The organism is Flavobacterium azooxidireducens, assembly GCF_023195775.1.
Lineage (GTDB): Bacteria > Bacteroidota > Bacteroidia > Flavobacteriales > Flavobacteriaceae > Flavobacterium > Flavobacterium azooxidireducens.
Genome location: NZ_CP096205.1, coordinates 1,139,728 through 1,151,225, shown reverse-complemented (window position 1 = coordinate 1,151,225; position 11,498 = coordinate 1,139,728). Strand labels below are relative to the sequence as shown.

Here is an 11,498-nt window from a genome sequence, read left to right as displayed (position 1 = left end):
TGAAAATGATAAAAAATAATAAATGGCTTTTATTGGTTGCATTAACCATGATGGCTTGTAGTGATGATGATGCAGTTGTTGTTAATGATACTGCTGATGGACAACCTTTAACGTCAGGGAGTGCAGATTTTTCTAATTATGTTGCTATAGGTGACTCTTTTGCGGCTGGTTTTTCAGACAATGCGTTGTTTGAAGAAGGACAAAAATTTTCCTATCCAAATATATTAGCAAGCCAGTTTTCATTAGTTGGCGGAAGTGAATTTAAAATTCCTTTTATGGTTGGTAATGTTGGTGGTTTCTCCAATGGAGGAGTGCAGGTGCCCGGATATGGAGTAAGACTATATCTTGATACAGCAAATCCAAATGGTCCAACGCCAACATCAGTTTCAGGTGTTGCTGGCACAGAAATTTCTGCAACAATTCCGGGATCTTACAATAATTTTGGAATTCCAGGTGCAAAAAGTTTTCATTTAACTTTTCCCGGTTATGGAAGTTCAGCAGGAAACCCTTATTTCGCTAGAATGGCGTCCAGTCCATCTACAACTGTTTTACAAGATGCATTGGCACAAAACCCAAGCTTTTTTTCACTTTGGATTGGTGGTAATGATGAATTAGGATATGCAACTGCAGGAGGTGATGCAAGTCTTAATCCATTAACACCACAAGCTGTATTCGATGCAACATATAATCAATTGATGGCAGAATTAACCGCTGGTGGAAGAAAAGGTGTTATTGCAAATTTACCACCTGTGACTACTTTACCTCATTTTTATGTAATAAAATACAATCAGTTAACTCAAGCTAATTTAACTGTTGGTGGGAATAGTATAGTTCCTCTTTTAAATGCACAATTATATGGTCCATTGAAAAATGCTCTTGCTTTTTTAGGGCAAGGTGATAGAATTAACCTTCTTTCAACCACTGATAATAACCCGATGTTAATGAGAGATGAAACTTTAGCTGATTTATCTGCTCAGTTAACAGCAGTTCTTATAGGAGGTGGTCTTGATGTTCCAACTGCAACTGCTTTTGGTCAAGTTTTTGGTCAAGCTAGACAAACGTTACCAACAGATTTAATTTGTTTAAGTGCAAGTTCTAGAATTGGTCAAAGCCCTAACGTTCCTCAAGATGGTGTGTCATCACCATCTCCAACGTTAGGTCAATTAGGAATTACATTTCCTTTGCCAGATAGATATGTATTAATTCCAACCGAAGTAGCAGAAATTGTTGCTGCAACCGAAGGTTATAATACAACAATCGAAAATGCTAAAAACACCTATGATGTTGCATTTGTTGACGCAAAAGCAATCATGACACAATTAAGTTCTCCAGCAGGTATAACAGCTAATAATTTTACTTTAACTTCTAATTTTGTAACTGGCGGTGCGTTTTCTTTAGATGGTATTCATCCAAGCCCAAGAGGTTATGCTTTAATCGCAAATAAGTTTTTAGAAGCAATTAATGCAAAATATGGTTCAAATTTCAAAGGAGTTAATTTGGGGAATTATAGAATATTATATCCTCAAAATCCGGATAATTTCTAATAAATAAAAGAATAGACATTAAAACCACCTCTAACCCAGGTGGTTTTTTTATTTTACTACACTATTTTTATCGCTAAGTACTCTGTGTTTAGAATACTTCAAAAAAACCTAAAAAAAACATCCGTTTACTATTGATTTTATATTTTTAAAAATTATCTTTGCACTCTGAAAAAAGACGTGTTTAAAATAAACATAAATAGCTATTAAATAAATACATAAGCAATGTCAAAAGTAATAGGAAAAGTTGCCCAAATCATCGGACCGGTTGTAGACGTAGTGTTCGATTCTAAAGTTGCCGATTTACCAAAAATTTATGATTCGTTAGAAATCATTAAAAAAGATGGTTCAAAATTAGTATTAGAAGTACAGTCGCACATTGGTGAAGACACCGTAAGAACAATCTCTATGGACTCTACAGACGGATTAAGCCGTGGTACAGAAGTAGAAGGAACTGGTGCTCCAATTCAAATGCCAATCGGTGCAGATATCTACGGAAGACTTTTCAACGTAATTGGTGATGCAATCGACGGATTAGGCGATTTACCAAAAGCAGGTGCAGACGGAATTTCTATCCACAGACCAGCTCCAAAATTTGACCAATTATCAACTTCTACAGAAGTTTTATTCACAGGTATCAAAGTAATCGACCTTATCGAGCCTTATGCAAAAGGAGGAAAGATCGGTTTGTTCGGTGGTGCCGGTGTAGGTAAAACGGTATTGATTCAGGAGTTAATCAACAATATTGCAAAAGGTCACGGTGGTCTTTCTGTATTCGCAGGAGTAGGGGAAAGAACACGTGAAGGAAATGACTTACTTCGTGAGATGTTAGAGTCAGGAATTATTAAATACGGAGAAGAATTCATGCACTCTATGGAAAATGGAGGATGGGATTTATCCAAAGTGGACAAATTAGGTATGAGAGAGTCTAAAGCTACTTTCGTATTCGGGCAGATGAACGAACCACCGGGAGCTCGTGCTCGTGTGGCGTTATCAGGACTTTCTATCGCAGAATATTTCCGTGATGGTGCAGGTTCAGATCAAGGAAAAGACGTACTTTTCTTCGTAGACAACATCTTCCGTTTCACCCAAGCAGGTTCTGAGGTTTCGGCTCTTTTAGGTCGTATGCCATCTGCGGTAGGTTACCAACCAACTTTAGCAACAGAAATGGGTGCGATGCAAGAGCGTATCACCTCAACAAATAAAGGTTCTATTACATCTGTACAAGCGGTTTACGTTCCTGCGGATGACTTAACTGACCCGGCTCCGGCAACAACTTTTGCTCACTTAGATGCAACAACCGTATTGTCGCGTAAAATTGCCGAGTTAGGTATTTATCCTGCGGTAGATCCATTGGATTCTACGTCAAGAATTTTAACAGCTCAAATTTTAGGTGATGAACATTATGATTGTGCTCAAAGAGTAAAAGAAATTCTTCAAAAATACAAACAACTTCAAGATATCATCGCGATTCTTGGTATGGAAGAATTATCTGAAGAAGATAAATTATCTGTATCACGTGCTCGTCGTGTGCAACGTTTCTTGTCTCAACCATTCCACGTGGCAGAGCAATTTACAGGTATCCCAGGCGTTTTAGTAGATATTAAAGACACCATCAAAGGATTCAACATGATTATGGATGGTGAATTAGATCATCTTCCTGAGGCTGCTTTCAACTTGAAAGGAACCATCGAAGATGCTATTGAAGCCGGACAAAAAATGTTAGCAGAAGCATAAAAATAAGCTGGAAGACGGAAGCTGGAAGCTAGAAGTAATTTTCTTCATCTTCCATCTTCCATCTTCCATCTTCTAACTCAAAAAATTATGATTTTAGAAATAGTATCCCCGGAAGCCACTTTGTTTCAAGGCGAAATCACCTCAATCACCCTACCAGGCGTTGACGGTTCGTTTCAAATTCTAAATAATCACGCACCCATCGTTTCTATTTTAAACCAAGGAACTATCAAAATTGTAGCTCCAAGTTTCAAAATTAGTAAAGACGTAGCCGGAAAGTTTACCAAACTAAACGAACAAACCTACACGTTAGAAATCAATTCGGGAACAATCGAAATGAAAGACAACAAAGTAATCGTTTTAGCCGACTAAGCTTTTTCAATTAGAAATAAAATTACCCTTGCTGAAAAGTGAGGGTTTTTTGTTTAAACTTGTAATATGATTTTGAAGAGTAAAATATATTTTCTTGTTGGTTTTTTATTTATAATTTCTTGTTTTTTATCGGGCTGTAAATCCATGGATTCAGAAGATATTTATAAAAGCTGTGTTATTGACAGAACTCAACAAAAATTAATCGAAGGTTACGGAGTTAAAAAAGATATTTTTAAATTACTTGAAGAAGCAGAATTATCTTTAGTAGAAAGTAAAGTAATTCAGAACACAAGTAAAGAAAGTTATCTTAAATTAATGGAGTTGACTTTTAATAATGAAGAAATTTCAAAAAAAATAACCGCAAGTATCAAGACGAATGTTGGCGGTAATTTTTTTGATTTACTTTCTCTAACTACATTAGATTTTTATTCTTATTGCCCAGAAGAAGTTTATAGTAAGGAAGCTGATGATGTGAATAAGACAATCTTAAGAGGACGATTTACTATATATGCAAATCTAATGGCAGATGGTTATAAAAATGAAATAAGGATTGCCTCTTTAATAAATGAATCTGAAAAGTTTTCTGAAACAGAACGACTTGTTATTCTTCACTTAATTTTGATGAATGTACCTAATTAATAACAAAAAAACCATCTCTTTCGAAATGGGTTTCCATTTAATAAGCCTGAATTAATACTTCAGCCGGAATATTTAATTTTTCTTTTAATCTACGAATCATCGCTAAGCTTAACTTTCTTTTGCCGGAAAGAATTTCAGATTTACGCGAACGAGCTCCTAAGATTTTAGATAATTCTGTTTCAGAAATGTTCATCTGATCCATTCTGAATCTTATTGCTTCTAGCGGACTTGGCTGAGGCATCGGATGAAATTCATTCTCATATTCTTTAATTAGAATAGAGAGAATCTCTAACTCATCAGAATCTTTAGTGTCGGGCTTTACATCCTTTTGCAACAGTTCATAAACTCGCTGTAGCGATGCATCATACTGTTGCTCATTTTTTATAGGTCTTAACATAACTTACTTTTTTAGCATCAATTTTATCATATTCCGTATGCGTTCCAAACCAAACTATAAAAACAATTTTTAAACGATATTCAACATCAACAATCAATCGATATGTGTTTCCGTGAATATTAAAAACTACTCTTTTGTCTGTTAATACAGAAGCATTTCTATACTGAGCTTTCATTTGATTTGGATTATTCCATTCTGCAGTACTTACCTCTTCATACCAAGATAACAAAGGTTGTTCTGCTTGAGAAAATTCTTGAAAATACTCTTTTAATGTTCTTACGGCTATTACTCGCATTCACAAATATACAAAAAGTTACCAATTTGGTTACGATTTTATAAAAATTTTAGATCAACTTTATAAAATCAAAAAACCCATCTCTTTCGAAATGGGTTTTATATTTTGAAGTAAATTCTAAATTATGCTTCAAAAGGAATAACAGATACAAATGATTTGTTATCACCTTTTTTCTGAAACTTAACAACTCCGTCAACTCTTGCATGTAAAGTGTGATCTTTACTAATGTAAACGTTTTCTCCCGGATTATGTTTAGAACCTCTTTGTCTTACTATGATATTTCCTGCAATAGCTGCTTGACCACCATAAATCTTAACACCTAAACGTTTCGATTCTGATTCTCTACCATTCTTGGAACTACCGACACCTTTCTTGTGAGCCATGATGTTAGGGTTTTATAAGTTAATATTAAAATTAAACAGCTTTACCGCCATTTAATTCATCTTGTAATTTTTTTAATTCATCCATTTTGCCATCAGCAGCTAATTGTGCTTGTTGAGCCCAAGTAGTTGGATCTAAATGTGATACTTTAGCGTCAGATGCTTCTAAAATAGTTTTAACATCATCAGCACTAGTTTTTGCTAATTTAGCATAAGTAGTTATTCCGGCAGCAACTAATACTTCAGCAGCAACTGGTCCAACTCCTTCAATAAGCGTTAAATCATCAGCTGATTTAGTTGCTTTTGGAGCTTTAGGACTTTCAGATTTTGCAGCCGTTTTCTTTGTTCCGGAAGCTAAAATACCTTCTACAACAATTTGCGTAAATGACTGTCTGTGTCCGTTTTTCTTTTTGTAACCTTTTCTTCTTTTCTTTTTGAAAACGATTACTTTATCACCTTTTAAGTGTTGTAACACTTTGGCTTCTACTGAAGCTCCTTCTATAGCGGGGGCGCCTATAGTAACTGTTCCATTATCGTCTAACAACATCACTTTATCGAAAGAAACTTTGCTTCCTTCTTCAGATGCTAAACGGTGAACAAATACTTTTTGGTCTTTGCTTACTTTAAATTGTTGCCCTGCTATCTCTACGATTGCGTACATAACAATGTGTTTTTAATTAATTTTTAAGTTTGCAAATATACAACTTATTATGAATCACACAACTTAAACTTCAAAATATATTTCAACCAAAAAAAATATCTTCCCTCCAACTGATTTTTTTGATAAAAATTAAAAAAAACTGTAACAAAATCCCGAAATTGCATACTTATTTAAAAGCAAAAAAATAAATAACTAATTTTATGAAAAAATCTTTAATGGCTTTAAGTTCAGTTCTTATGCTTGGAGGTACAGTTTCTGCTCAAAAAGTAGAGTTCGAACATTACACGCTAAATAACGGTATGCATGTGATTTTACACCAAGACAATTCGGCTCCGGTGGTTATTACATCTGTAATGTATCACGTAGGTGCAAAAGATGAGAATCCTGAAAGAACAGGTTTTGCTCACTTTTTTGAGCACCTTTTGTTTGAAGGAACACAAAACATTGGACGTGGAGAATGGTTTAAAATTGTGACCGGAAACGGAGGAACAAACAACGCTAACACTTCTGACGACAGAACATATTATTATGAAATCTTCCCGTCAAACAACTTAGAATTAGGTTTATGGATGGAATCGGAACGTTTATTACACCCTGTTATTAACCAAATAGGTGTGGACACGCAAAACGAAGTAGTGAAAGAAGAAAAACGTCTTCGTGTTGATAATCAACCTTACGGAAATTTAATTTCTGAAGTAAAAAAGAATATGTTCGTGAAACATCCTTACCGTTGGGCAACAATTGGTTCGATGGAACATCTAGATGCTGCTACTTTAGAAGAATTTCAAGCTTTCAACAAAAAATATTATGTACCAAACAACGCTACTTTGGTTGTTGCCGGACAATTTGATCCTGCTCAAGCAAGAGCTTGGATTGACAAATATTTTGGTTCAATTCCAAAAGGTGCTCCTGTAACTAGAGAAAAAGTAGAAGAAGCTCCTATTACGCAAACTATCAAAGCTCGTTTTGAAGACCCGAACATTCAAATTCCAATGGTTGTTGCTTCTTACAGAACTCCATCAATGAAAACAAGAGATGCTCGCGTTTTGGATATGATTTCAACACTTTTATCAGACGGAAAATCTTCTCGTTTATACAAAAAATTAGTTGACGACAAAAAAATGGCTCTTCAAGTAGGTGCATTCAATTTTAGTCAAGAAGATTATGGTTTGTATATTTTATACGGATTGCCAATGGGTGGAAGTACTCCTGAAAATTTAATGACAGAAATTGACCAAGAAATCGTAAAACTTCAAACCGATTTAATTTCTGAAAAAGAATTCCAAAAATTACAAAACATTTACGAAAATCAATACGTAAACAGCAATGCTTCTGTAGAAGGAATTGCAGGTAATTTAGCTACTTTTCACATGTTATATGGTGATGTAAATTTAATTAATACTGAAATTGACATCTACCGTTCTATTACAAGAGAGGAAATTAGAGAAGCTGCAAAAAAATTCCTAAATCCAAACCAACGTTTACTATTAGATTACGCTCCTAAATCAGATAAAGCTCAAAATTAAGATATCAATCATGAAAAAAATAGTCATTATAGCAACGAGCTTGTTTATTTCACTTTCTATGCAAGCACAAGACAGACCTCAACCAAAACCGGGACCGGCTCCCAAAATAAATATTGGTAAACCACAAACGTTCGAATTGAAAAACGGATTAAAAGTGTTAGTGGTTGAAAACGATAAACTTCCAAGAGTTTCATACAATCTAACGATCGACAATGCTCCTTATGCAGAAGGTGCAAAAAAAGGTGTTGCAGATTTAACGAGTAGCTTGATAGGAAACGGAACAAAAACCATTTCTAAAGATGCTTTTAACGAAGAAATTGATTTCTTAGGAGCAAGCATTAATTTTGGATCAAATGGTGCTTATGCAAGTGGTCTTTCAAAATATTCAACAAGAATCATGGAATTAATGGCCGATGGAGCTTTAAATCCTGTATTTACACAAGAAGAGTTTGACAAAGAAAAAGCAAAACTTATTGAAGGATTAAAAGCAGAAGAAAAAAGTGTTCCATCAATTGCAAACCGTGTTCAAAAAGTGTTAGCCTATGGAAAAAACCATCCAAATGGAGAATATTTAAGTGAAGAAACGATTAACAAAGTTACTTTAGAAGATGTTAATCAAAATTATACAACTTACTTTAATCCGCAAAATGCTTATTTAGTAATTGTGGGTGATGTAAAATTTGCAGAAGTAAAAGCAAACGTTGAAAAATTATTTGGTACTTGGAAGAAAGGAGTTGCTCCACAGGTTTCTTATTCTGCCCCAAAAGATGTTCAATACACACAAATTAACTTTGTAGATGCTCCAAATGCGGTGCAATCTGAAATCGCTGCGGTTCATATTACAAACTTAAAAATGACTGACAAAGATTATTTTGCTGCTTTGGTTGCAAATCAAATCTTAGGAGGTGATTTTAATAGTTATTTAAATATGAATTTGAGAGAAGCTCACGGTTGGACGTATGGTGCTCGTTCAGGTTTAAGAGGAAACAAATACACGTCAAACTTCAGTGCTTCTACACAAGTTAGAAATGCAGTAACAGATAGTGCTGTAGTTGAAATTTTGAAAGAAATCAAACGTATCAGAACAGAAAAAGTATCTGATGAAACGTTGAAAAACGTAAAAGCAGGTTACATCGGTAAATTCGTAATGGACATTGAAAAACCGGCTACTGTAGCTCGTTATGCATTACAAACAAAAACACAAGGCTTACCGGCAGATTTCTATGAAAACTACATCAAAAACATCAATGCAGTTACGGCTGATGATGTATTGAGAGTTTCTAAAAAATACTTCTTAGCTGATAATCTAAGAATTGTTATTGTAAGTAAAGCAGGTGATGTTTTACCTGGCTTAGAAAAATTAAACATTCCAATCTTCTATTTCGACAAATACGGAAACAAAGTTGAAAAACCGGAAGAAAAAAAGGTAAGTGCTGATGTTACTGCTAAGTCTGTTTTAGAGAAATATATTGCTGCCATTGGAGGCAAAAAAGCTGTTTCTGATGTAAAAACACTTTCTGTTAAAGGTGCTGGTGCTTTTCAAGGAATGACCGTTGAGTATACTAAAAAGAGCTCTAATACGAATAAGATAAACGAAACGTTAAGCATGATGGGACAATCTATGTCTAAAGTTTTTAACGGCACTAAAGGATATCAAGCTGGAGGAGGTCAAAAAATGGATTTCTCTGAAGAAGAAAACAAACAAATGAAATTCCATTCTAATCCAATTCCTGAATTAAGTATGTTGGAAAAAACAGACATCAAACTTAATGGCATTGAAAATATTAATGGAAAGGATGCTTATGTAATTCAAGATGGAGAGAGTAAATTCTGTTATGATGTAGAATCAGGTTTAAAAGTAGCCGAAATTAGTACAGTTGAGGCTCAAGGACAAAAAATGACAATCAATCAACCTTTTAGTGATTATAAAGAAATCAAAGGTGTTAAGTTTCCTCACAAAACAGCAATTAATATTGGTGTTGAAATCGAACTTATTATGAGTGAAATCAAAGTTAACGAAGGTGTTAGCGAAGCTGATTTTCAATAATCAGAAAAACAAATAATTCTTGAAAGAGACTGTCAGCAATGGCAGTCTTTTTTTTTAACTACAAAGTTTTTTGCCACAAAGAAAGTAAGGCACAAAGAAATCATCTTAAAAAACTTTGTAACTTAATGATAAATAAAAACCTTAGAACCTTTATGTCTTAGTGGCAAAAAAAGAAAAAATCACTTCTTAGCCGAAAGATAAACCCCTAACATAATAATTGCAGCACCTAAAAACTGAATCGAGGTCAAACTTTCATTATCAACCAAACCCCACATAAAGGCAACAACCGGAATTAAATAAGTAACCGATGAAGCAAAAACAGGTGACGATATTTTGATTAACTTATAAAACAAAATATTCGCCAAAGCAGTACCAACCACACCTAAAATAACTATATAACCAATCACACTTTGAGTTTCCTGAACTTGAACTGCTTCAAAAAAGCCGGAGAAATACAAAACAATAGAAGCCGGAATCAACATCACAATAAAATTCCCGGTGGTTATGCTTAACGGATTTAGATCGGATAAATACATTTTTATAAAATTCACATTCATCGCATAACAAATAGAAGCGATAACCAATAAGATAGCATAATTATAATTCTGCTCCGGATGATTCGCAGCACCATTCAAAATCAACAAAGCACTACCAATCAAGCCAATAAAAACGCCATAAATCTGTCTGCGTTGAAAATCTATTTTAAACAATAAAATACCTAACAATAATGTATTTAGCGGAGTGAGCGAATTCAAAATAGCACTCACCGAACTACTAATCTCTGTTTGAGCATATGAAAAAAGATAAACTGGGATAAATGTGCCAAAACAAGCCGTTAAAGCTAAATATTTCCAATGGCGAAGCTGAATTTGCTTAATACTATTAAAACCAATAATCAACAAAAACAAACCTGCAAAAACCATTCGTAGCGAACCCAGTTGAAAGGGTGTTAACCCAACCAAACCTCTTTTAATCAAAATAAAGGAACTCCCCCAAACGAGAGCTAAAATCACTAAATAAACGAATCGTAACTTCTTATTTTCCATGGATAATTTTTCGCGTCACAAAACTCCGTTAATTTTGGCAAATAAAAAGCGAAAAAAATGTTATTTTTGTAATGCAGTATAAATAAAATTTATATCACTCATTTTAAACAATATAACTATGAAATTCACGCAAACAATCGCAGCCATCGCTTTAACCACATTAATGATGGTAAGTTGCAAAAAAGAAGCAACAGAAAACACCGAAAATGCAACTGCAACTACTGAACACACACAAGATCAGCCGGCTCAATTGGCAACAGCTTCGTTCACAGTAGAAGGCATGCATTGCGAAGTGGGATGTGCCGGACATTTAGAAAAAAAATTGGCCAAATTAGATGGCGTTCAAAAAGCAGAAATTGATTTTGAAGCTAAAAAAGCAACTATTGAATATGATACCAATGTGCTTTCACCGGAAATTTTGGTTCAAACGGTAGAAAATGCAGCCGACGGAAAAACCTATAAAGTGTCTGATGTGGTAAACACTGCCGACAAAGCCATGTTTTTTAACAAAGACAAAAAGAAAAAGAAAGCTAAAAAAGAAGAAGAGAAAAAAGCTGCCGCTGCTTCCGAAGAAAAAAAATCATGTTCATCCGGAGAGAAAAAAGCGTGTTGTGCTAGTAAAAAAGCAGAAACGCTTTAGTTCACTAATCATAATCATTACGTCATAAACCTTTGTCAAAGTTCAAAACTTTGACAAAGGTTTTTTTCTTTCCCAAAATCCACCCACTTCAACTCCGAAAACACTCAATTGTTGCCAAAAAATAATTTAACAAGAATAAGCTTCCTAATGCCAATTTTTCAACTTTCCTCTCTCAAGCCTTGATTTTACTGATAAAAATGATTTTTTTACAATTTTTAAA

The 11,498-nt window shown here is 34.3% G+C and carries 12 protein-coding genes; 7 read left to right on the top strand and 5 right to left on the bottom strand.

Annotated features, from left to right (window positions below):
- Positions 1–5 precede the first annotated feature (5 nt).
- From M0M57_RS05140 to M0M57_RS05125, 4 genes are all read left to right on the top strand, one after another.
- Positions 6–1,544 (top strand): SGNH/GDSL hydrolase family protein, encoded by a 1,539-nt coding sequence (locus M0M57_RS05140; protein ID WP_248435994.1) that lies wholly within the window; start codon positions 6–8, stop codon positions 1,542–1,544.
- A gap of 222 nt (positions 1,545–1,766) precedes the next feature.
- Positions 1,767–3,278 (top strand): F0F1 ATP synthase subunit beta, encoded by a 1,512-nt coding sequence (atpD, locus tag M0M57_RS05135; protein WP_248435992.1) that lies wholly within the window; start codon positions 1,767–1,769, stop codon positions 3,276–3,278.
- Positions 3,279–3,365: 87 nt separating this feature from the next.
- Positions 3,366–3,647, top strand: coding sequence for a F0F1 ATP synthase subunit epsilon (locus tag M0M57_RS05130; protein ID WP_248435990.1), 282 nt, complete (start codon positions 3,366–3,368; stop codon positions 3,645–3,647).
- A 144-nt stretch (positions 3,648–3,791) separates the two neighbouring features.
- Positions 3,792–4,286 carry a hypothetical protein gene (locus M0M57_RS05125; protein WP_248435988.1) on the top strand — a complete coding sequence of 165 codons (495 nt, stop codon included), beginning with the start codon at positions 3,792–3,794 and terminating at the stop codon, positions 4,284–4,286.
- 37 nt (positions 4,287–4,323) lie between these two features.
- Here the strand turns inward: M0M57_RS05125 and M0M57_RS05120 are convergent, their stop codons facing one another.
- From M0M57_RS05120 to rplU, 4 genes are all read right to left on the bottom strand, one after another.
- Positions 4,324–4,683, bottom strand: coding sequence for a helix-turn-helix domain-containing protein (locus M0M57_RS05120; protein ID WP_248435986.1), 360 nt, complete (start codon positions 4,681–4,683; stop codon positions 4,324–4,326).
- On the bottom strand, positions 4,661–4,978 hold the full coding sequence (locus M0M57_RS05115) for a type II toxin-antitoxin system HigB family toxin (protein ID WP_248435984.1): 318 nt from the start codon (positions 4,976–4,978) through the stop codon (positions 4,661–4,663). The genes M0M57_RS05120 and M0M57_RS05115 overlap by 23 nt, the downstream gene beginning before the upstream one ends.
- A gap of 122 nt (positions 4,979–5,100) precedes the next feature.
- Positions 5,101–5,361, bottom strand: a complete 261-nt coding sequence (rpmA, locus tag M0M57_RS05110; RefSeq protein ID WP_248435982.1) for a 50S ribosomal protein L27 — start codon at positions 5,359–5,361, stop codon at positions 5,101–5,103.
- 31 nt (positions 5,362–5,392) lie between these two features.
- Positions 5,393–6,019: a 50S ribosomal protein L21 gene (rplU, locus tag M0M57_RS05105; RefSeq protein ID WP_248435980.1), complete on the bottom strand. Its 627-nt coding sequence runs from the start codon at positions 6,017–6,019 to the stop codon at positions 5,393–5,395.
- Positions 6,020–6,219: 200 nt separating this feature from the next.
- On the opposite strand from rplU, the gene M0M57_RS05100 reads away from it, so the two are divergent.
- The gene (locus M0M57_RS05100; RefSeq protein ID WP_248435979.1) at positions 6,220–7,545 is read left to right on the top strand and encodes a M16 family metallopeptidase; all 1,326 of its coding nucleotides are present in this window, start codon (positions 6,220–6,222) and stop codon (positions 7,543–7,545) included.
- A gap of 10 nt (positions 7,546–7,555) precedes the next feature.
- Entirely contained in the window at positions 7,556–9,592 is a 2,037-nt protein-coding gene (locus M0M57_RS05095; RefSeq protein WP_248435977.1) for a M16 family metallopeptidase, read from the top strand.
- 179 nt (positions 9,593–9,771) lie between these two features.
- Here the strand turns inward: M0M57_RS05095 and M0M57_RS05090 are convergent, their stop codons facing one another.
- The gene (locus tag M0M57_RS05090; protein WP_248435975.1) at positions 9,772–10,638 is read right to left on the bottom strand and encodes a DMT family transporter; all 867 of its coding nucleotides are present in this window, start codon (positions 10,636–10,638) and stop codon (positions 9,772–9,774) included.
- Between the two features lie 118 nt (positions 10,639–10,756).
- On the opposite strand from M0M57_RS05090, the gene M0M57_RS05085 reads away from it, so the two are divergent.
- The gene (locus M0M57_RS05085) at positions 10,757–11,278 is read left to right on the top strand and encodes a heavy-metal-associated domain-containing protein (protein ID WP_248435973.1); all 522 of its coding nucleotides are present in this window, start codon (positions 10,757–10,759) and stop codon (positions 11,276–11,278) included.
- Positions 11,279–11,498: the final 220 nt, after the last annotated feature.